This is a genomic window from Kineococcus sp. DHX-1, assembly GCF_042473625.1.
In the GTDB taxonomy this organism is placed as follows: domain Bacteria; phylum Actinomycetota; class Actinomycetes; order Actinomycetales; family Kineococcaceae; genus Kineococcus.
Map to the genome: position 1 here is coordinate 2817792 of NZ_CP170445.1, position 19988 is coordinate 2837779.

General features: G+C 74.3%; 23 protein-coding genes. 12 read left to right on the top strand and 11 right to left on the bottom strand.

What is annotated here, in order from left to right:
• Positions 1-37 precede the first annotated feature (37 nt).
• On the top strand, positions 38-640 hold the full coding sequence (locus ACFEMC_RS13575; RefSeq protein WP_367639478.1) for a GDSL-type esterase/lipase family protein: 603 nt from the start codon (positions 38-40) through the stop codon (positions 638-640).
• Positions 641-658: 18 nt separating this feature from the next.
• Entirely contained in the window at positions 659-1366 is a 708-nt protein-coding gene (locus ACFEMC_RS13580) for a uridine kinase (RefSeq protein ID WP_380170126.1), read from the top strand.
• Here ACFEMC_RS13580 and ACFEMC_RS13585 read toward each other — a convergent pair.
• A complete protein-coding gene (locus tag ACFEMC_RS13585) occupies positions 1305-2057 on the bottom strand; it encodes an AAA family ATPase (RefSeq protein WP_380170127.1) in 753 nt (250 codons plus the stop codon). The genes ACFEMC_RS13580 and ACFEMC_RS13585 overlap by 62 nt on opposite strands.
• A gap of 17 nt (positions 2058-2074) precedes the next feature.
• On the opposite strand from ACFEMC_RS13585, the gene ACFEMC_RS13590 reads away from it, so the two are divergent.
• The 4 genes from ACFEMC_RS13590 (at position 2075) to ACFEMC_RS13605 (ending at position 6568) form a co-directional block, all read left to right on the top strand.
• The gene (locus ACFEMC_RS13590; RefSeq protein ID WP_380170128.1) at positions 2075-3793 is read left to right on the top strand and encodes an alkaline phosphatase D family protein; all 1719 of its coding nucleotides are present in this window, start codon (positions 2075-2077) and stop codon (positions 3791-3793) included.
• A 74-nt stretch (positions 3794-3867) separates the two neighbouring features.
• The gene (locus tag ACFEMC_RS13595) at positions 3868-4797 is read left to right on the top strand and encodes an ABC transporter substrate-binding protein (protein WP_380170129.1); all 930 of its coding nucleotides are present in this window, start codon (positions 3868-3870) and stop codon (positions 4795-4797) included.
• Positions 4794-5780, top strand: coding sequence for an amino acid ABC transporter permease (locus tag ACFEMC_RS13600; protein WP_380170130.1), 987 nt, complete (start codon positions 4794-4796; stop codon positions 5778-5780). The genes ACFEMC_RS13595 and ACFEMC_RS13600 overlap by 4 nt, the downstream gene beginning before the upstream one ends.
• The gene (locus ACFEMC_RS13605) at positions 5777-6568 is read left to right on the top strand and encodes an amino acid ABC transporter ATP-binding protein (protein ID WP_380170131.1); all 792 of its coding nucleotides are present in this window, start codon (positions 5777-5779) and stop codon (positions 6566-6568) included. Before ACFEMC_RS13600 ends, ACFEMC_RS13605 begins: the two co-directional genes overlap by 4 nt.
• A gap of 7 nt (positions 6569-6575) precedes the next feature.
• On the opposite strand, the gene ACFEMC_RS13610 is transcribed toward ACFEMC_RS13605, so the two are convergent.
• The 4 genes from ACFEMC_RS13610 to ACFEMC_RS13625 all read right to left on the bottom strand — a co-directional run bounded on the left by ACFEMC_RS13610 (position 6576) and on the right by ACFEMC_RS13625 (position 10284).
• On the bottom strand, positions 6576-7382 hold the full coding sequence (locus ACFEMC_RS13610) for an alpha/beta fold hydrolase (protein WP_380170132.1): 807 nt from the start codon (positions 7380-7382) through the stop codon (positions 6576-6578).
• Positions 7383-7415: 33 nt separating this feature from the next.
• The gene (locus tag ACFEMC_RS13615) at positions 7416-8384 is read right to left on the bottom strand and encodes a PDR/VanB family oxidoreductase (RefSeq protein WP_380170133.1); all 969 of its coding nucleotides are present in this window, start codon (positions 8382-8384) and stop codon (positions 7416-7418) included.
• Position 8385: 1 nt separating this feature from the next.
• Positions 8386-9156, bottom strand: coding sequence for an MOSC domain-containing protein (locus ACFEMC_RS13620; RefSeq protein ID WP_380170134.1), 771 nt, complete (start codon positions 9154-9156; stop codon positions 8386-8388).
• Between the two features lie 261 nt (positions 9157-9417).
• The gene (locus ACFEMC_RS13625; protein WP_380170135.1) at positions 9418-10284 is read right to left on the bottom strand and encodes a DUF3626 domain-containing protein; all 867 of its coding nucleotides are present in this window, start codon (positions 10282-10284) and stop codon (positions 9418-9420) included.
• Between the two features lie 65 nt (positions 10285-10349).
• Here ACFEMC_RS13625 and ACFEMC_RS13630 point away from each other — a divergent pair, with 65 nt between their 5' ends.
• Positions 10350-10868: a DinB family protein gene (locus ACFEMC_RS13630; protein WP_380170136.1), complete on the top strand. Its 519-nt coding sequence runs from the start codon at positions 10350-10352 to the stop codon at positions 10866-10868.
• Between the two features lie 69 nt (positions 10869-10937).
• On the top strand, positions 10938-13070 hold the full coding sequence (locus tag ACFEMC_RS13635) for a Cache 3/Cache 2 fusion domain-containing protein (RefSeq protein WP_380170137.1): 2133 nt from the start codon (positions 10938-10940) through the stop codon (positions 13068-13070).
• On the opposite strand, the gene ACFEMC_RS13640 is transcribed toward ACFEMC_RS13635, so the two are convergent.
• On the bottom strand, positions 13057-13926 hold the full coding sequence (locus ACFEMC_RS13640; RefSeq protein ID WP_380170138.1) for a YihY/virulence factor BrkB family protein: 870 nt from the start codon (positions 13924-13926) through the stop codon (positions 13057-13059). The two genes, ACFEMC_RS13635 and ACFEMC_RS13640, sit on opposite strands and share 14 nt — an antisense overlap.
• Complete coding sequence (locus ACFEMC_RS13645) at positions 13923-14927, bottom strand: GlxA family transcriptional regulator (RefSeq protein ID WP_380170139.1); 1005 nt, start codon at positions 14925-14927, stop codon at positions 13923-13925. The genes ACFEMC_RS13640 and ACFEMC_RS13645 overlap by 4 nt, the downstream gene beginning before the upstream one ends.
• A gap of 101 nt (positions 14928-15028) precedes the next feature.
• Between ACFEMC_RS13645 and ACFEMC_RS13650 the strand changes: the two genes are divergently transcribed.
• Both ACFEMC_RS13650 and ACFEMC_RS13655 read left to right on the top strand, forming a co-directional pair.
• Positions 15029-15166 (top strand): hypothetical protein, encoded by a 138-nt coding sequence (locus tag ACFEMC_RS13650; RefSeq protein WP_380170140.1) that lies wholly within the window; start codon positions 15029-15031, stop codon positions 15164-15166.
• Positions 15163-15855 (top strand): maleylpyruvate isomerase family mycothiol-dependent enzyme, encoded by a 693-nt coding sequence (locus tag ACFEMC_RS13655; RefSeq protein WP_380170141.1) that lies wholly within the window; start codon positions 15163-15165, stop codon positions 15853-15855. Before ACFEMC_RS13650 ends, ACFEMC_RS13655 begins: the two co-directional genes overlap by 4 nt.
• Before the next feature lie 24 nt (positions 15856-15879).
• Here ACFEMC_RS13655 and ACFEMC_RS13660 read toward each other — a convergent pair whose 3' ends face one another.
• On the bottom strand, positions 15880-16974 hold the full coding sequence (locus tag ACFEMC_RS13660) for a type IV pilus twitching motility protein PilT (RefSeq protein ID WP_380176774.1): 1095 nt from the start codon (positions 16972-16974) through the stop codon (positions 15880-15882).
• Between the two features lie 182 nt (positions 16975-17156).
• Here ACFEMC_RS13660 and ACFEMC_RS13665 point away from each other — a divergent pair, with 182 nt between their 5' ends.
• Entirely contained in the window at positions 17157-17231 is a 75-nt protein-coding gene (locus tag ACFEMC_RS13665) for a 50S ribosomal protein bL37 (RefSeq protein WP_099052597.1), read from the top strand.
• Between the two features lie 70 nt (positions 17232-17301).
• Here the strand turns inward: ACFEMC_RS13665 and rsrA are convergent, their stop codons facing one another.
• From rsrA to ACFEMC_RS13680, 3 genes are all read right to left on the bottom strand, one after another.
• Positions 17302-17619, bottom strand: coding sequence for a mycothiol system anti-sigma-R factor (gene rsrA / locus ACFEMC_RS13670; protein WP_380170142.1), 318 nt, complete (start codon positions 17617-17619; stop codon positions 17302-17304).
• Positions 17616-18263, bottom strand: coding sequence for a sigma-70 family RNA polymerase sigma factor (locus ACFEMC_RS13675; protein ID WP_380170143.1), 648 nt, complete (start codon positions 18261-18263; stop codon positions 17616-17618). Before ACFEMC_RS13675 ends, rsrA begins: the two co-directional genes overlap by 4 nt.
• 254 nt (positions 18264-18517) lie before the next feature.
• A complete protein-coding gene (locus ACFEMC_RS13680; RefSeq protein ID WP_380170144.1) occupies positions 18518-19345 on the bottom strand; it encodes an SOS response-associated peptidase in 828 nt (275 codons plus the stop codon).
• Positions 19346-19450: 105 nt separating this feature from the next.
• Here ACFEMC_RS13680 and ACFEMC_RS13685 point away from each other — a divergent pair, with 105 nt between their 5' ends.
• Positions 19451-19963, top strand: coding sequence for a DoxX family membrane protein (locus ACFEMC_RS13685; protein WP_380170145.1), 513 nt, complete (start codon positions 19451-19453; stop codon positions 19961-19963).
• Positions 19964-19988 lie beyond the last annotated feature (25 nt).

Genomic DNA, 19988 nt, shown 5'->3' on the forward strand with positions numbered 1-19988 from the left:
ACGACAGGAGCACGACCCGCGTGAGCGAGGACCAGCAGTGAACGGCCGCTACGACGTGCGGGTGTGCCTCGTGGGCGACGAGTTCGTCACCGGGGTCGGCGACCCCCGCGCGCTGGGCTGGGTGGGCCGCGTCTCGGCCCGCACGCCGCGCGAGGACCGCGACGTGACGTTCTTCCCGCTCGGCGTGCCGGGCGAGACGACGACCGAGCTGAACAACCGCTGGCGCGAGGAGACCTCCCGCCGGTTCGTCGGCGGTGACGAGCACCGCCTCGTCGTGGGTCTCGGCCACGCCGACCTCGACGCGGGCACCACGCTGGCGCGCAGCCGCCTCAACCTCGCCAACGTCCTCGACGAGTGCGAGGCCCGGGGGCTGCCGACGCTCGTCGTCGGGCCCACGCCGGTCTCCGACGCCGAGCGCAACGACCGCATCGGCGACCTCGCCGACGCGTTCGCCGACGTCTGCGCGCGCCGCCGGATCGCCTACGTCGACACGTTCTCCCCGCTGCTGGAGCACGAGGACTGGTACGCCGACCTCGCCGCCTCCGACGGCACCCACCCCGGCCAGGCCGGGTACGGGCTGCTGGCGTGGCTGGTGCTGCACAGCGGGTGGTACGACTGGCTGGGCGTCCCCCAGCCGTGACCCGCCCGTGAGCCCCCGGTGAGGCTGCACGCCGGGGAACCGCCCGCCGGGCCGTGGCGTCGCGCCACGGCCGGCGAGGTCTTCGACGTCCTCCTGGCGGGCCTGGCCCTCTCGCGGCGGACGGTGGTCGCGGTCGACGGCCGCAGCGCCTCGGGCAAGACGACGCTCTCGTCGGCCCTGCAGGCGGAGGCGACGCGGCGGGGCGTGCCCTGCGCCGTCGTCCACACCGACGACATCGCCTGGTACCACTCGTTCTTCGACTGGGCCGACCTGCTCGCCGACGGGGTGCTGCGCCCCTTCCGCACCGACGGCGCGGTGCGCTACGTCCCGCCGGGGTGGCGGCCGAACGGCCGCGACGGGGCGGTCGAGGTGCCGGCCGGGACGCGGCTGCTGCTCGTCGAGGGGGTCGGCGCGGGTCGCCGCGCGCTGGGCGACCTGCTCGACGCCGTCGTGTGGGTCCAGTCCGACGTCGACGTGGCGCGCGAGCGCGGTCTGGCGCGGGACGTCGCGTCCGGGGTGGACGGGGACGCGGCGCAGACCGAGGCCTTCTGGGACGAGTGGGACCGTGAGGAGGTGCCGTTCCAGGCGACGCAGCGGCCGTGGGAGCGTGCCGCGCTCGTCGTCGCCGGCTCCCGCGACGCCCCGGCTTCCGACGCCTTCGAGGTCAGCCCAGGACCCGCCGCCAGTAGCGCTCCGGGGCATCGAGGAAGAACCGCCAGTTCCTGACGACCGGCAGGTCCTCCCAGTCGACGGGCGTCAGCCCCCGCTCGTCGACCTGCAGGATCCGCGCCCCGGGCAGCGCCGTCAGCAGCGGTGAGTGCGTGGCGCACAGCACCTGCCGGCCCTCGGCCGCCATCCGCGCGAACGAGGCGCCCAGGACCAGCTGGTTCTCGAAGGACAGCGCCGACTCCGGTTCGTCGAGCAGCAGCAGGCCGACCTGGCGCATCCACGCCGCGTCGAGGACGTCGAGGAACGACTCCCCGTGGCTGAGCTCGTGCAGCCCGGAGTGCGCCTCGGAGCCGACGTCGTGCAACCAGGAGTAGAAGCGGTGCATCGTCTCGGCGCGCAGGAAGAACACCTCGCGGAACCGGGACGTCCCGCGCACGACCTGCAGCCGCTCCCCCAGCCCCGAGCCGTCCACCGGGTCCTCCTCCCGCCCCGGCGCGTGCCGGCGCAGCCCGCCCTCGGAGTGCACCCCGAGCGCGTGGGCGATCCCCTCCACGAGCGTCGACTTCCCGGCCCCGTTCTCCCCGACGAGGAACGTGATCCCGGCGGGGACGTCCAGACCGCGGGTCAGCAGCTGGGCCACCGCCGGGACCGCGTCCGGCCAGCGGTCGGCGTCCACGACCGCACCCGGCGCGGGCCGCAGGCCGCGCAGCAACCGGTCCGCGCGGCGGGCAGCGGCAGCGGGGGTCACGGGTCCAGGATGGCCCGGTGCCCGTCGCCCTCCTCGGTCCGGTCCTGCGCCACGTCGACGCCACCAGCGCCACGGTGTGGGTCGAGGTCGACGAACCCGGCCTCGTCCACGTCGACGTGCGGCTGCCCGACGGCACCGTACGCACCGCCGCGAGCCCCACGCTGACCCTGCACGCGCACCACTTCGCGCTCGTCGTCGTGGAGGACCTGCCGGCGGGGGCGTCCCTGCCCTACGGGGTACGGCTCGACGAGGCGCCGGTGTGGCCGCCGCCCCGCGCGGGCTGGGCGTGGCCGGAAAGCCGCATCCGCACCGCCTCCCCCGGGGCCGAGGTCCGCATCGCCTTCGGGTCATGCCGCCGTGCGGGCGACGACGGCGAGGAGTCCACGCGGCTGGTCGGCGTCGACGCGCTGTCGGCCATGGCGCACCGGCTGCACGACGACGCGCTGGCCCCGCACCCCGACCTCCTGCTGTTCGTCGGGGACCAGGTCTACGCCGACGACCCCAACCCCGGCATCGTCGACCGGCTGCGGGAGCGGCACGCGGGACGCGCCGACGAGGACCCCGAGGTCCGTGACGAGATCGGCGACTTCGAGGAGTACACCTGGCTGTACCACGAGACGTGGGGCCCGGACCCGGTGCGCTGGCTGCTGTCCACCGTGCCGACGTGCATGCTCCTGGACGACCACGACCTGCGCGACGACTGGAACACCTCCGACGTCTGGCGCGCGGAGGTCTCGCGGCGGCCGTGGTGGCGCGAGCGGGTCACCGGGGCCTTCGGCAGCTACTGGATCTACCAGCACCTCGGCAACCTGTCGCCCGCCGAGCTGGCCCGGGACCGCCTGCTGGCGGTCCTGCGCGAGATCGAGGACGACGCCGAACGCGACGAGGTCCTCGACGAGTTCGCCCGCACCGCCGACGCCGACCCGTCCTCGGCGCGGTGGAGCTTCACCCGCGAGCTCGGCACGACGCGGCTCGTCGCGGTCGACTCCCGGTGCGCCCGCCGGCTGACACCGGGCGAACGGCGCATGACCGACGCAGCCGAGTGGGAGTGGATCCGCGAGCGGGCCCTGGCCCCCGGCGCCCGCCACCTGCTGCTGGCCACGACGCTGCCCGCGTTCCTGCTGCACGGCATCCACCACGCCGAGACCTTCGACGCCGCCGTCGCGGACGGGCGGTTCGGCCGCCGGGCGGCGGGGTGGGGCGAACGGTTGCGCCAGGCCGCCGACCTGGAGCACTGGGCGGCCTTCCACCCCTCGTTCGTCGACCTCGTCGCCCTCCTCGGTCAGGTCGGCCGCGCGCCCGAACCCCCCGCCAGCGTCCTCGTCCTCTCCGGCGACGTGCACTGCAGCTACACCGCGCGCGTCGACGTCCCCGGCCTGGACCCGGACCGCACCGTCGTCCACCAGCTCGTCATGTCCCCCTTCCGCAACCCCCTCGAACGCGGCATGCAGATCGCCAACCGCGTCCTGGACCGCGGTCCCGTCCGGGCCCTGGTGCGCGGGCTGGCGCTGCTGGCCGGCGTCCGCGAGGCCGACGTCGCGTGGGAGGTCGAACACGGACCGTGGTTCGACAACGGCGTGATGACCGTCGTGCTGGGTCCGGACGGGACGGCCGGGGTCGAGGTGGAGCACGCCGGACGCTGCCAGGGACTGCCCCGGCTGCGCCGGACGCTCACGCGCACCCTCCGTGGTGCGCCCCGCCCGAGTGTGACGACTGCGTTACGAACGGGGGTTTGACCGGGCGGGTTGCACATCCACCCGTTCACCTGGTCCACACTGTGCTCGCTCGACACCCGCCACCGGAGGTACCCGTGCCCGCTCGTCCCACCGCCCGCCGCTCCCTGCTGGTCACCGTCGGTGCCCTCGCCGCGGTCGGCCTCACCGCCGCCGGCTGCGGCTCCGACTCCCTCTCCGGGGGGTCCGCGTCCTCCTCCAGCACCACGTCGGCCGCCCCCTCGGGCAGCGCCGACGCGTCCCTGAAGGCGATGCTGCCCCAGAGCGTCCAGGACAGCGGTGTCCTGCGCGTCGGCACCAACGCCGAGTACGCGCCCAACGAGTTCCTCGAGGGCACGACCATCAAGGGCATGGACATCGACATCATGAACGCCGTGGGCAACAAGCTCGGCGTGAAGGTGGAGTACTCCAACGCCAGCTTCGACTCCCTCATCACCGGCGTCACGAGCAACCGCTACGACGCGGCCATCTCCTCGTTCACCATCAACGCCAAGCGGCTCGAGGCCGTGAACATGGTCCAGTACTACAACGCCGGCACCCAGTGGGTCGTCGCCAAGGGCAACCCCGAGGGCATCGACCCCGACAACGCCTGCGGTCAGACCGTCTCGGTCCAGACCGGCACCACGCAGTCCGACGACGACCTGCCCAAGCGCCAGGAGGCGTGCAAGACCGCCGGCAAGGGCGAGATCCAGGTGCTGTCGTTCGACTCCCAGGAGGACGCCACCGCCGCCGTCGTCCAGGGCCGCGCCAAGGCCATGCTCGCCGACTCCCCGATCGCCGCGTACGCCGTCAAGCAGACCGGCGACAAGCTCCAGCTCGCCGGTGACGTCTACGACGCCGCCCCCTACGGCATCGTCGTCCCGAAGGCCGAGACCCAGGCCGCGCAGGCCATCTCGACCGCTCTCGGGGAGATCGCGAAGGACGGCGCGTACAAGGCCGCGCTGACCCCCTGGGGCGGGGACAACGGGGCCGTCACCGAGTTCCCGGTCAACCCCGCCGCGTCGTGACGACCCCGGACGTCCCGGGCACCACCGGCGCCCGGGACGAGGAACGTCCCGGGCGCATCGACGCCGTCGAGGTGCGCCACCCGTGGCGGTGGGTGGCGCTCGCCGTCATCGCCGTGCTCGCGCTCATGCTCGTGCACCTGCTGGTGACGAACCCGGCGTTCGACTGGCCCTTCACCCTCGAGGTGATGAACCAGACGATCGTCATCCGCGGCCTGCTCGTCGGAACCCTGTTCACGACGGTGTGCGCGATGGTCATCGGCATCGTCGGCGGGGTGCTCCTCGCCGTCCTGCGGTTGTCCGACAACCGCGTGCTGGCCGGGACCGCGTGGGCGTTCACCTGGTTCTTCCGGGCCGTCCCGCGCTACGTCCTGCTGTCCATCACCGGCGGTCTCGGCGCCCTGTTCGCGACGGGTCTGTCGATCGGCGTGCCGTTCGACTTCCTGCTGGCGCAGTGGTTCGGAACGCCCGACCTGCGGCTGCTGACGATCTCGCAGACGAGCCTGTACGCCCTGTTCGGCGGGGTCTTCGGCGGCATCGTCGGCCTCGGCGCGTCCGAGGCCGCGTACATGGCCGAGATCGCGCGCGCCGGGTTGCTGAGCGTCGACAAGGGCCAGCACGAGGCGGCCGAGGCCCTGGGCATGTCCAAGCGGCTGGCGATGCGCCGGATCGTCCTGCCGCAGGCGATGCGCGTCATCGTGCCCCCCACGGGGAACGAGGTCATCGCCATGCTGAAGGACACGTCGCTGCTCGCGGCGATCCCCGTCACGACGGAACTGTTCTTCCGGGTGAGCCAGATCAAGAACACGACCTACCAGGTCATGGCCGGGAACATGGCGGCCGTCCTGTACTACCTCATCGTCACCTCGATCCTCATGGTCGGGCAGTACTTCCTGGAGAAGCGGTTCAGCCGCGGGTACGGCGGGACACCCGCGCGACGCCCCGCGGCCGCCGGTGTCTCCCTGGGCCCGGGGGGTGCCAAGTGAACGGACCGCAGACCCAGCCGCTGGTGAAGGCGCGCAACGTCCACAAGAACTTCGGCCCCGTCGAGGTCCTGAAGGGCATCGACCTGGACGTCCACGCCGGCGAGGTCGTCTGCCTGCTCGGTCCGTCCGGTTCGGGGAAGACGACGTTCCTGCGCTGCATCAACTCCCTGGAACGCATCGAGGCGGGCCGCATCTGGGTCGACGGCGACCTCGTGGGCCTGGCCGAGCGCGGGGGCCGGCTGCACCGCCTGAACGACGTCGAGATCGCCCGGCAGCGCCGCGACATCGGCATGGTGTTCCAGCGGTTCAACCTGTTCCCGCACATGAGCGCCCTGGAGAACGTCGTCGAGGCGCCCATCCGGGTCCGCGGCGTCGCCAAGGCCGAGGCGCACCGCCGGGCGCACGAACTGCTCGAACGGGTCGGCCTGGCCGACCGGGCGCAGAACTACCCCGCCCAGTTGTCCGGGGGCCAGCAGCAGCGCGTGGCGATCGCCCGGGCGCTGGCGATGCAACCCAAGCTCATGCTGTTCGACGAACCCACCTCGGCGCTGGATCCCGAGCTCGTGGGCGAGGTGCTGGCCGTCATGCGCGAACTCGCGGCCGACGGCACGACGATGCTCGTCGTGACGCACGAGGTGGCGTTCGCCCGGGACGTGGCCGACCAGGTCGTGTTCATGGACGGCGGGGTCGTCGTGGAACGCGGCGCCCCGGCCGACGTCATCGGGAACCCGCGCGAGGAACGCACCCGGACCTTCCTGGCCCGGATGCTGCACGACGCGCAGGAGTAGTCCCGGGTCAGCCGGCCCAGAACTCCCGCAGGCTCCCGGCGACGACGCCGGGAGCGGCGCTGGCCGCGACGTGCGACTGGCCCTCCCACACGACCCGACGGGCGTGCGGGAGGGCCGCCGCCAGGGCGTCCATGCCCGACGCGAGCGGTTCCCACGTGTCGGCACCCTCGGCCAGCAGCACCGGCACCGCCGGGCGCAGCGCGGACCAGCGCGTCACGTCGACGACGTCCCCGGCGAGGGCCTCCAGGTCGTGGGTCCAGCCCTCCTCCAGCCGGGCCGCCTCCAGCGGGTCCGGGTCGGCGAGCGTCGACACCGCGGCCAGCAGGGGTTCGGGCACGCGCGAGACCTCCCGGGCCAGCAGCTCGGCCGCGGCGCGGTGCTCCTGCGCCGCCACGAGGCCCCGGTACCGGACGAGGACGTCCTCCAGGTGCGGGCCCGCCAGCAGCAGCGGCGGCTCGACGAGGGCCAGGGAACGGATGCCGGCCGGTTCCGCGAGCGCCGTGTGCAGGGCGAGCGTCGCCCCGTAGCTGACGCCGAGGAGGTGCACGTCGGACTCGGTGACGGCCCGGACCGTCTCCAGCAGCGTCCGCACGTCGTGGACCTCGGCCTCGAAGCTCTTGCGGCCGAAACCGTTGGGGCTCGGCGGGTAGCCGCGGCGGGCGAACCGCCACACCTCGAAACCGTCGAGCTCGGCCGCGAGCGGGGCCAGGGAGTGCAGGCCGCCGCCGGAACCGTGCAGGGCCAGGACGGGTTCGCCGGTCCCGCTGCGCCGCACGGCGAGCCCGCCGATGCGGTCGGTGGTGACTGTGTCCACGGACCGCAGCGTCCCACCGGGGCGGGAGCCTGGCTAGGGGTTCGTCCCAGGGGGGCCGACGAGGGGACCGACCAGGAGCTCGTCGTCGAGGGCGCGGGACACGCACGGCATGACGTGGTCGGCGCGCTGCTCGGAGGTCAGGACGAGGTCGCGGTGGTCCGCCGTCCCACCCAGGAGCCGCAACCGGCAGGTGCCGCAGGTGCCGGACCGGCAGGAGGCGTCGATGGCCAGCCCCGCGTCGCGCAGGGCCGCGAGCATCGTCCGGTCCGCCGGGACCTCGACCCGCGCGCCCGTGGGCGCCCACACGACGGTGAAGGGGGTGCGCCGACCGCCCAGGGGGTCGACGCCGGCGAAGTCCTCGACGTGGACGCGGCTGGGCCGCCAGTGGGCGGTGAGGGCGAGCACCTCGTCCACGAGCGCGGTGGGCCCGCAGCAGTAGACGCGGGCGTCGTCGTCGGGGTGCTCGAGGAGCGGCCACAGGTCCAGGCGGCCGCGCTCGGCGCTGTGGTGCAGCAGTGTGCCGTCCGCCCCGTCGAACTCGTCGAGGAAGACGGTGTCCTCGCGGGTGCGGGTCAGGTAGACGAGCTCGACGTCGGCGCCCCCGCGGGCCCGCGCCTCGGCGACGAGCGCCCGGACCGGCGTGATGCCGATCCCGCCGGCGATGAACAGGTAGCGCTTCGCGCGCTGCAGGGAGAACCCGTTCGCGGGCCAGGTCACCTCGAGGGTGTCCCCGGGGCGGACGTCGTCGTGCAGGCTGACGGAACCGCCCCGGCCGCCGGCGTCGCGGCGCACGCAGACGACGTACTCCTGCGGCCGGCGGCCGCCGGGTTCGACGAGGCTGTAGCTGCGCCGTTCCCCGGACGGCGTCGTGACGGTGACGTGCGCCCCGCCGCGGTAGGCCGGCAGCGGGGCGCCGTCGGGGTCGCGCAGGACGAACCGGGCGACGGCGGCCGTCAGGTCGCTCCGGTCCGCGACGACGAGGCGCATCGGGTCGGGCTGCACGTCACTCAAGGGTGTCTCCCACCGCGAGGTCGCCGCCGTCGACGACCGCGACGTAGAAACCCATCACCTCGTGGCCGTAGGTGCGCGAGAGCAGCTGCGGCACGGGCAGGTCGCGCCGGCCGGTGGCCGGGTCGACCTCCGTCGCGGCGCACCGCACGGTCGGGGACGTCCCGCTCAACCGCACCCCGCCGAGGGAGAACTCCCGCCCCACGAGGTCGAGCTCGGCCCACGCCGGCAGCCCGTCGAGGTGGACGTTCGCGCGGAACCGGTGCGGGTCGAGCACGGTCCCCGTGCGCTCGGCGAGGTCGCGCACCGAGGCGAGGTTCAGGACGGAGATCCACTCCATCGCCTCGTCCGAGCCGTGGGCGGTGTCGGTGTACCGGCGCCCCGGGTCGCGGGCGAGGACCGGTTCGGTCCCGGCCGGCAGGTCCAGGACGCGCGCGTAGAACTCCCGCAGCTGCGCGACACCCTCTGCGGTGCCGAGGTCGGCGGTCAGGACGCGGTGCCCGCGGACGTCGACGGTGTACTCCCCCGTCGCCGGGTCCAGGTGCGTCGTCAGCGCCGCCAGCCGCTCCTCAGCGACGAGGACGAAGAACTCGCCCTTGGAGATGCCGTGCTGCATGCCCGGTTCGTACGCCCCACCGGGCCGGGCGAGCGCGATCGTGCGGTCGTGCGGGACGCCCCGGCCCGCGGTGAGCGTCACGCGGTCCAGGGGCTGCGGCGTCATCCCCTTGACGGGGTGGACGAACAGCCCGTCGACGTGCGCAGTCACGGGGGCAGCCTACGGGTGCGCACGCCCGGTGGTCCGTCGCGTCGCGCGGGTTCGGGACACCCACCGGTGTCACCACCACGCGCGCTCGGAACACCCACGGGTGTCACCACGTGGGGTGAGGCGTGGGTGTCCCGGCGACGCTGCCCCGGCGACGCGCAGCGGACACCCACGGGTGCACCCACGCCCCGTTCCACGGGTGTCCCCGTGGGTGTCCCCGTGGGTGTCCCGGTGGGTGTCCCGACCCCGCGTTCCTGTCAGCCCTCACCCCCGGAACCCGAAGCGCGCGAGGCAGTGCCAGACCCGCTTCAGGGTCTGGCCGTCCACCTCCCCCGCCCACGCGGCCGCCCCGATCCCCGCCGGGTCCAGCGTCCCGCCCGACCGCTGCGCCAGCGCGGCACCCGCGGCGGCGACGTCCGGCCCGCGGTACGCGACGACCTCGGGGCGGGTGAAGTCGCTGCGGCGCAACGCGAACCCGGCGTGCCGCTCGATCCTGACCCCCGGCGGGACGGGACCGCGGTACGACGGGTCGAGCACCAGCGCCTCGACGTCGCGAACGAGCACCAGGGGCCCGTGGACGTGCGCCTCGACGTAGCCGTCGAGCGGGTCCTGCAGCGGATCCAGCAGGTCCGCCGCCGAGTCCAGCCAATCGAGGAGGTCGCAGCGGTCGAGGGTCCCCACGGCGACGGGGCCGAACGCGGAGTCGGGCCAGCAGGAGGTGCTGCGGCGCAGCACGTCCGGCCGCAACCGCAGGTGCGCCGAGCCGAACCGCACCGAACCCCCGGCCGGCCGGTGCCGGTGGTCGAGCGAGCCGTACACCGGACGCTCCCGCGGCGGCGCGTCGTCGTAGGCGCCACCGAAGAGCCGGCTCTCCCAGACCCACCGGTCGCCGCCGGGGTGCGCGGTCAGCCCGCCACCGCTCGTGCCGGTCGCGAACTGCGACAGGTACACGCCGTCGGCCGCGATCGCCTCGAGCGTCGCCCGCGGCCGGCCGGACGGGTCCGCACCGGCCGGGCGGTCGGGGTGGAAGTGGACGGTCACGCGGACGTCCGGCGGGAGCGGGCCACCCCGGGCGCGGGCCCGGACGTGCGCCACGGCGCGCGCTGCGCGGTCCCCGCCGGACTGGGTCACGCAGCCATCGTCCCCGACACCGGCAGGTGTGGCCGAGCCCTGGGCGCCCCCGTAGATTCGCCGGCATGACGCTCGTTCCGTACACGGCGGGAGAGAAGCCGAGCCTCGTGGCCAGCCTCCAGCGCCACCGCGAGACCGTCCTGTGGAAGCTGGAGGGCCTGGACGACGAGCAGTTGCGGCGACGGGTCGTGGGCTCGGAGACCACCCTCCTCGGGACGGTGAAGCACCTGGCCAACGCCGAGTACGGCTGGTTCTGCTCGACCTTCGGGCGTCCCAGCGACGAGATCCCGTCCGCCGTCCTGGACGAGGACCCGCAGGCCGACTGGCGCATCCACCCCTGGGAGACGACGGAGGGCGTCCTCGCGTACTACGAGCGCGCCCGCGCGGCGGCCGACGAGGTCGTGCGCGAGCTGAAGGTCACCGAACGGGGCACCGCCTGGCACGGGGCGACGGTCACGCTGCGGTGGGTCCTGCTGCACATGGTCGAGGAGACGGCGCGGCACGCGGGGCACGTCGACGTCCTGCGCGAACTCGTCGACGGCCGGACCGGGGACCACCGCGACGCCACGACACCCGCGCACTGACCTGGACCCGGTCCCGCAACGTGGGACGTTCCACTTGAGTTCTAGCTGATCGCGGCCGATCCAGTGTCCGTGGCCTTCTCCCTCCGTCCCCGCTCGCTGCGTTCGCAACTGCTCCTGCCCGGGGTGGGCGCCGTGGTCGTCACCGCCGGTCTGATGAGCGGCCTGTCGGCCCTGCAGGTGCACGACCTGTCCGGCGACACGTCCGGCGACGTGCGGGCGATGTCCGAACGGTCCCTGCGTGACACCGGGGCGCAGGTCCAGACGACGGTCGCGGCGCAGGCTGCGGCGGTGCAGAACTGGCTGGACTCCGACCTGCGCGTCACCTCCGACCGGCTCGGCCAGTTCGGTGCGGCGGGGCTGGACACCGGGGAGTCGGCGACGTGGACCGCGACGAACCAGGTCACCAAGGACAAGACCACCGTCACGCTGCCGCGCCTGGAGTTCGGTGGCACCTGGCTGGGGCAGCAGGCGGACCCGAAGGCCCCGGTACCGGGCATCGACGAGTCCGCGCGCCTGACCGGCGCCGCCGTGACCGTCTTCCAGAAGATGAACGACGCCGGTGACATGCTCCGCGTCGCGACGACCGTCGTCGGCACGAGCGGCTCGCGCGCCATCGGGACCTACATCCCCGCCACGGGCGCCGACGGCAGCAAGAACGCCGTCGTGGCCTCGCTGCTGGCCGGGAACACCTACCACGGCACCGCGACCGTCGTGGACAAGCCGTACGTCACGGTCTACGCCCCGCTGAAGGTCGGCGACGAGGTCGTCGGTGCGGTCTTCGTCGGGCTCCCGCAGGCCGACGTCACGGCGTCGCTGCGCCAGGCCTTGTCCGCGTCCACCCTGGGCAGCAACGGGTTCTACGCGGTGTTCTCCGACGCCGCCGCGAGCGCCGGGACCGCGGTCGTGGCTCCCGACGGCGCCCAGGACGGCCAGCCGATGGCCGACGCGACCGACGCCGACGGCAAGGCCTACGTCGCGGACATCCTCGCCGCCGCCAAGGCGCTGCCCGCCGACGGCACCACGACGACGGACGTGCGGCTGGCCTCGGGCAGCTACACCGTCGGCGTCTCGCGCTACCCCGCGTACAACTGGGTCGTCACGAGCTGGCTCCCCGACGCCGACACCGCGGCCGTCACCGGCCGCGTCACCGAGGGCGGGGCCGCCCTCGTGCGGCACACCGCGCTGCTGGGCCTGGGGATCGCCGTCCTCATGGCGGCCGTCATCGCCCTGCTCGCCCGGACCCTCGTGCGCCGCATCGGCCGCCTCACCGACGTCCTGCGCCGCGTCGCGGCCCGCGACCTGTCGGCGACCACCCTGGACGCGGGCGAGCGCCACGGCGACGACGAGATCGGCACCATGGGCCGCGCCCTCGACGAGGCCACCGACGCCGTCCGCGACGCCCTGGCGGCCGTGAGCGCCGGCGCGGCCCGCGTCACGCAGGCCGCCGGCTCCCTCGACGGCGCCAGCGACCGCCTCGCCGGCGCCGCGGAGAGCACCGCCTCGGAGATCACCCAGGTCACTGGGGACGCCACCACCGTCTCCAACGGGGTGCACGAGGTCTCGGCGGCCGTCGAACAGCTGCGCGCCGCGGCCGACGAGGTCTCCGCGACCGCCAGCAACGTCACCGTCGTCGCGGCCGACGCCGTCCAGCTCGCCCAGACCGCGACGGGGACCGTCGAGCGCCTCGGTGACAGCTCCCAGCAGATCGCGGACGTGCTGCGCACCATCACCGCCATCGCCGCGCAGACGAACCTGCTGGCGCTCAACGCGACCATCGAGGCCGCCCGCGCCGGCGAGGCCGGCGCCGGGTTCGCCGTCGTCGCCGAGGAGGTCAAGGAACTCGCCCGGCAGACGGCGCAGGCGACGGAGGAGATCGCGCCGACCCTGACGGCCGTGCAGTCCGAGGCCGCCGCGGTGCGCTCGGACATCGCCCGCATCACCGAGACGATCGCCCACATCGACGAACTCCAGGCGACGATCGCGGCGGCCGTGGCCGAGCAGCTCGCCACGACGACGTCGGTCAGCGGGACCCTGCACACCGCGGCCGGCCGTTCCTCGGGCATCGCCTCGGCGCTCGCCGGCACCGCCGGTGCGGTGCAGGGCACCACCGAGGAGGTCCGCGCCGTGCGGGGTTCGGTCGGCGAACTCGCCGCCGTCGCCGGGTCCCTCGACGACCAGGTGCGTCAGTTCACCCTGCGCTGAGCGGGTCCCCGACCCGGCCGAGCCGGCGGTCGCGGTGGCGCTGGAGTTCCAGCGTCACCGCGTACCCGTACACCGTCAGGGCCGTGAACACCCACAGCCACAGGCAGACCGCGACGGCCGCGCCGACCTGGGTGTACCCGCCGAAGGGTGCGCCGAGGTCGACGGGGATCGCGAGGAACAGCACGAAACCCTGCAGGAAACCCGACACGAACGCCCCCGTGGAGTAGGCGCCCCACAGCGCCGCCCACCACCCCGTCCCGACCGGGCCCAGCACCTTGTAGACGTAGAGCAGCACCGGTGAGACGACGAGCCAGTCGACGTTGAGGGCGACGTAGACGGCGAGGGCGGAACTGCCGGGTGTGCCGGACCCGAACAACCGCACGAGGAACGGCGCGACCTCCAGCACGGCGAGGAAACCCGCGGGCGCGAGCAGCAGCAGCGGCAGGGCGCGCGCCCGGACGGCCCAGGCCCCGACCCGTCCCCGCACGGCGACGGGCGCGGGTTCGGGGTGCCGGACGCTGATGCGGGCGAAACCCCGGCGCAGCCCCTCCCCGTACACGGTGGCCGGGACGAGGGCCACGACGACGGCGACCCAGCCCACGTCGACGGCCGTCTCGGCGAGGTCGCGCACCACGACCCCCGCGCCCTGCGCGGTGGGCAGCGCCCGGCCGACGGCGTCGGCGAGGCGCAGCACCTGGTCGGGCCCGATGAGGGCCGCCAGCAAGCGCACCACGACGACCAGCGAGGGCACGAGCGCGATGGCCGCGTAGAAGGTCACGCCCGCCGAGACCAGGAACAGGTCGTGGCCCTGCAGGCGGGTGTGGACGTCGGCGAACAGACGGCGCAGGAACCTCATGCGCCGGCCGGCAGCAGCCGCACCGCAGCCGGTGACCGCGCGCCCCGGTACGCCCGCCGGTAGGCGGTGGGGGTCGTCCCCACCAGCCGCAGGAAGTGCTGCCGCAGCATGGCGGCCGACCCGAAACCGCAGCGGCGGGCCACGTCGTCGACGCTCTGGTCGCCCTCCTCCAGCAGCAACCGGGCCGCCGCGACCCGGCGTTCGAGCAGCCAGCGGTGCGGGGTGACCCCCGTCTCGGCCCGGAACCGGCGGGCGAACGTCCGCGGGGACATCGCCGCCGCGCGCGCCCACGCCGCGACGTCGATCTCGGTGTGCAGGTGGCCCGCGGCCCAGTCCAGCGCCGCGGCGAGGGACTCGTCCGCGCAGGGCCGCACGGGCGCCTCGACGTACTGGGCCTGCCCGCCGTCGCGGTGCGGGGGGACGACCATGCGCCGCGCGATGGCCGTCGCGACGGCGGTTCCGTGGTGCTCGCGGACCAGGTGCAGGGACAGGTCGATGCCCGCGGACGTCCCTGCGCTGGAGGCGATCGGCCCGTCCTCGACGTAGAGCACGTCGGGGACGACCTCGACGAGCGGGAAGCGGCGCGCGAGTTCCGCGGCGTAGAGGTAGTGCGTCGTGGCGCGCCGGCCGTCGAGCAGGCCGGCGTGGGCCAGGGTGAAGGACCCGCTGCAGAAGCTGGCGACCGTCGCGCCGCGGTCGACGGCCGCGTGCAGCCGCTCGACGAGTTCGGGGGTGGGCGGGCCGAAACCCCTCTTGGTCGGGGTGACGATGACGAGGTCGGCCTCGTCCAGCCGGTCGAGCCGGTGGTCGGCGGTCAGGCTGAAGCCCTGCCGCGAGGCGACGGGGCCCTCCTCCTGCGTGCACACCGCGAACCGGAAGGACGGGACGCCCTCCTCGGTGCGGTCGATGCCGAACACCTCGCAGGCGACGGAGAACTCGAACGCCGAGAACCCCTCGTCGACGACCACCGCCACGTCGTGCAGGTCACCGCTGGTCGCCATGCCGAGCAGTCTGCCAGCGTCCGGCGACCTTGGCAGGATCTGAGCGAACCTCGGCAGAGCTGCCACTCGTCCGGCCGGGGCCGCCGGACGACGCTGGACGCGTGTCCAGTGACCTCACCGCCCTCGCGGTGCTGATCGTGCTCGTGGTGCTGGCCCTCGCCGCACCCTTCCTCGGCGCCGACACCCGGACCTCGCGCGAGTGGTCCGACGACGGTCCCGTCGAGAGGCCCCGCCCGTGATCCCCCACGCTGCGCACCGGGACGCGCTCGCCGCTCAGCAGGCCGAGTTCCTGGCCCTCGCCCGACGGGCTCCGCCGACCGCGGTCGTCCCCGGGTGCCCGGGGTGGACCGCCCTCGACGTCGTCACCCACCTCACGGGTGTGCACCGCTGGGCGGCGGCGCTGAGCCGCACCCCACCGGGTGCCGCGGTCCCCCCGGACGACGACCCCGCCCCGGCGGACGACCCCGCCGCGGCCTACGCGGCCGCGGCGGCCGCCCTGCTCGTCGCGCTCGACGAGGACCCCTCTCGACCGTGCACCACCCTCACCGGCGCCGGGACGGCCGGCGACTGGTACCGCCGGCAGGCCCACGAGACGCTCCTGCACGCCTGGGACCTCGCCGACGCGGCCGGCGCTCCGCGCACCGGCTCCAGGGCGCAGGTCGCGGACGCCGTCGAGGAAGTCCTCGACACGCTGCTGCCCCGCCAGGTCCGGCTCGGGCGCACCGCGGCGCTGGAGGTGGCGGTGCGCCTCGCCGGCTCGCGGCGGTGGGTGCTGGGCTCCGGGCCCGTGGTCGCCGAGGTGGCCGGCCCCGACGCCGCGCTCCTGCGGCTGCTCTGGGGCCGCACCCCGCCGACCGACCCGGGTCTGGTCGTCACGGGCGACCGCGAGCGCGCGGCGGACGTGCTGTCCGCCGCCCTCACGCCGTGAGGGCGGGGGTGAGGGCGGGGACCCTCAGGCCAGGATGCCCAGGCGCCGCAGCTCGACGGCGAGGTCGTGCGGGCTCGACGCGGCGCCCTGCGCGTCCTCGAGGGTGACGACACCGTCGCGGACCAGCGTGACGAGGTGCTGGTCGAACGTCTGCATCGCGTAGTACTGGCCCTCCTTGATGAGGTCGGTGATGAGGCTCGTCTTGTCCGGGTCCGTGATCGCGTCGGCGATGCGGCCGGTGTTGATGCAGATCTCCATGACGACGCAGCGGCCGGCCCCGTCGGCGCGCGGGACGAGGCGCTGGCAGACGATGCCGCGCAGGGAGCCGGCGAGGGCCAGCCGGACCTGCTTCTGCTCGTGCGGGGGGAAGAAGTCGATGATGCGCGAGATCGTCTCGGCCGCGTCGATGGTGTGCAGCGTCGACATGACGAAGTGGCCGGTCTCGGCCGCCGACAGCGCCGCCTTGACCGTCTCCTGGTCGCGCATCTCCCCGACGAGGATGACGTCGGGGTCCTGGCGCATGGCCGCGCGCAGCGCCGTGGTGAAGTCGGCGGTGTCCAGGCGCACCTCGCGCTGGCTGATCATCGACCGGTTGTCGGTGTGCAGCACCTCGATCGGGTCCTCGATCGTCACGATGTGGCTCTCGCGGACCTTGTTGATGTGGTCGATCATCCCGGCCAGGGTCGTCGTCTTGCCCGAGCCGGTCGGACCCGTGACGAGCAGCAGCCCGCGGTGCTCGAGGGCGAGCTGCTCGATGACCGGCGGGACGCCGAGACCGGACAGCGGGACCGCCTGGGCGGCCACGCGCCGCAGCACGAGGCCGACGGACCCGCGCTGGCGGAAGGCGTTGACGCGGAAGCGGCCGGCGCCGTTGGGGAGGCTGTAGGCGAAGTCGGCCTCGTTGGTGCGCGAGAACTCCTCGACGAGGTCGGGGCGCAGGATCTGCTCGAGCATCCGCTCGGTGACGTCGGGCGTCAGCGGCGGCGCCTGCAGCGAGCGGAGCCGGCCGTCGATCCGGATGCGGGGCGGGGACCCCGCCTTGCAGTGCAGGTCGGACCCGCGCAGGTCGACCAGGGCCCGCAGGTACGGCGTGATGAGCACGTCCGTCGGCGCGGCCACGTGCCCGGCGCTGCGCGACTCCTCGGTCCCCTGCGTGATCGTCACCGTTGCCTCATCGGGCGGGGCGGGGGTGACCTTGAGCACTCCTCACCCCGTGGGACGATGGACGGCGGAGCAGGTCTGCACCAGCACCACCGCAGCCCCTGCACGGACCGTTCGACCGCACGACGAGGAGGACCGCCATGAGCAAGCGAGGCCGCAAGCGCCGCTCGCGCAAGGGCAACGCCGCGAACCACGGCAAGCGCCCCAACGCCTGAGAGCGCGCAGCAGAAGGACGAGGGCCCCGGATCCGACGGATCCGGGGCCCTCGTGCGCCGTGCGGGGTCCTCAGCGCAGCGGGGTGCTCGTCGAGACCGCGCTGACCTCGGTGATCGAGACGAGGATGCGCGCCCGCAGCGTCTGCGGGGCCTCCTCGCACGGGCAGCCGTCCCGGATGACCTGCTTCAGCTTCTCGTCCTCGGCCAGCTGGGCCAGGCAGCTGGCGCAGTCCTCGAGGTGGGCCCGCAGCTTCTCGCAGTCCAGGTCGGGCATCTCGCCGTCGAGGTACTCGAACGCACGGTCCAGCACCTCGCGGCAGCGCGACACCTCGGTCTGCGCCTCGTCCGCAGTGACTTCGTCGGTCGTGACTTCCTCGGACGTGCTCACGACGCTCCCTCCGTGCTGGGCGCAGCCCCCGAGACGCCGCGGTCGACGGCGTAGTCGCGCAGGAGTTCACGCAGCTGACGACGACCGCGGTGCAACCGGGACATCACCGTCCCGATGGGCGTGCCCATGATCTCGGCGATCTCCTTGTACGCGAACCCCTCCACGTCGGCCAGGTAGACGGCGAGGCGGAAGTCCTCGGGCACCTGCTGCAGCGCCCGCTTCACGTCCGAGTCCGGCAGGTGGTCCAGCGCCTCGGTCTCGGCCGAGCGCAGACCCCGGGAGGTGTGCGACTCCGCCCGCGCCAGCTGCCAGTCCTCGATCTCGTCCGAGTGGGACTGCTGCGGTTCGCGCTGCTTCTTGCGGTACGTGTTGATGTAGGTGTTCGTCAGGATCCGGTACAGCCAGGCCTTGAGATTCGTCCCCGGCGTGAACTGGTGGAACGCGCCGTAGGCCTTGGCGAAGGCGTCCTGGACGAGGTCCTCGGCGTCGGCCGGGTTGCGGGTCATGCGCAGCGCGGCGGAGTACAGCTGGTCCAGGAACGGCAGGGCGTCGCGCTCGAAGCGAGCGGCGCGCTCGTCCGCCGTCTCCTGGGCCAGGAGCTCGGCCGGGTCCTCGGTGGCGACCCGTGCGGTCTGTTCGGTCATCGCGCTCGAGCCTAGGCCCTGCCGGGGTGCTCCGCCCCCGCGCGGTGGCCTGCCCGCCGGCCGTCGACCGGGTGGGCCGAGCGGACCCCGCGACGGGGAGGGCGGCTCGATCCGGCGCGCTGACTCGCGTGCGGGTTCGAGAGCTGGGGCGAACGGCATGTCCTGGGCAACGCCGTGACCGGCGCCACCATTCCGGGCGGTCGCCCGGTTCCGGGGCCCGCTCCCGGGCCGGGCACGACCTCGTCCTCCCCCGGTCAGCCGCCCAGCAGCTCCCCCGTCCGCAGGTCGACGACGCCCTCGAGCTCGTCGAGCGGCACCGGGTCGAGGAGGCCGGGATCGGCGTTGCGGACGTTCCCGACCCGCCGGGACACAGGGTGCGCCTCCAGCGCACCGCCCAGGAAGAGGTCGCGCGGGACGGCCCCGAGCAGCGACTGCACGTCGTCGGCGTCGTCGAGGGAGGGGTCCAGCCAGGCGTCGCGCAGGTCCCGCGGCACCACGACGGGCATGCGCTCGTGGAGGCGGTCCAGGCCCGCCTCGGCGGCCGTGGTGACCACCGCGAAGGAGACGAGCCAGCGCGTGGGGTCGTCCTCGGCCTTGGCCGGGTCCTTCCAGAACTCGTAGATCCCGGCCAGCGACAGCACCGACCCGTCCGCCGCCCCGACCGCGAAGGGCTGCTTGCGGGGCTTGCCGCCCTCGGTCGCCGTGCCGCTCGTCTGCCACTCGTACCAGGCGTCGACCGGGACGAGGCAGCGCCGGGCGACCGCGGCCTTGGCGAAGGCCGGCTTCGACAGCAGCGTCTCCACGCGCGCGTTCACCACGCGCGCCGCGCCCGAGTCGTCCTTGGACCAGCTCGGCACGAGCCCCCAGCGCAGGGCGCGCAGGGACCGCGTCGGCGGGGCGTCCGGGTCGTCCTTGCGGAAGCGCTCGAGCACGACCGGCGGGGTCGTCGTCGGCGCGACGTTCGTCGACAGCGTCGCGACGGGCCCGGGACCCGACCCGCTCGGCGAGAGGGTGTCCTCGTCGACCTCGAACTCCTCGACGAGGTCGTCGACGTCTCTCCGGAGGGCGTAGCGACCGCACATGCGTCACACCCTGGCAGGCGCCTGCGACACGCGCCCCGGGGCGGGCCCGCGTTCGCGGTGATCACGGGTTTGCGGTAGGCAACTCCCATGACTGTGGTGCGACGAGTGGCCCGACCGATGCTGGCGGCGATCTTCATCAAGAACGGCATCGACCAGCTCCGGCACGCCGGTGACCTCGCCCCCTCGGCCGAACCGCTCGTGCACCGCGCGGCCGGCCCGCTGCGCCTGCCCGACGACCCGGTCCTGCTGGTCCGGCTCAACGGCGCCGCCATGGCGGGTGCGGGCGTCCTGTTCGCGCTCGGCAAGGCTCCGCGGCTGGCGGCGACCGTCCTGGCGGCCACGGCGGCCCCGAGCGCCTACGTGAACCACCCCTTCTGGTCCGAGAAGGATTCCGGGGTGCGCAAGGAGGTGCTGCACGACTTCCTCGTCGACGTCGGCCTCCTCGGGGCGGCGCTGCTGGCCGCCGCCGACACCGCGGGCAAGCCCGGGGCCCTGTGGCGCGGCAAGCGCGCCGGCCGCGACGCCCAGCGCCTGGCCCGCCTCGCCGCCCACGAGGCCGTGCACGCGGCCGAGCTCGGCAAGAAGGACGTCCAGCTCGCGGCGGCCAAGCTCAGCTGAGCCGCCCGAGGACCGCTCCTCGACG

Coding starts and splice junctions, on each gene's coding strand:
- ACFEMC_RS13680 (WP_380170144.1), bottom strand. CDS start 19,345: ATGTGCGGTCGCTACGCCCTCCGGAGAGACGTCGACGACCTCGTCGAG.
- ACFEMC_RS13630 (WP_380170136.1), top strand. CDS start 10,350: ATGACGCTCGTTCCGTACACGGCGGGAGAGAAGCCGAGCCTCGTGGCC.
- ACFEMC_RS13645 (WP_380170139.1), bottom strand. CDS start 14,927: ATGGCGACCAGCGGTGACCTGCACGACGTGGCGGTGGTCGTCGACGAG.
- ACFEMC_RS13675 (WP_380170143.1), bottom strand. CDS start 18,263: ATGACCGAACAGACCGCACGGGTCGCCACCGAGGACCCGGCCGAGCTC.
- ACFEMC_RS13640 (WP_380170138.1), bottom strand. CDS start 13,926: ATGAGGTTCCTGCGCCGTCTGTTCGCCGACGTCCACACCCGCCTGCAG.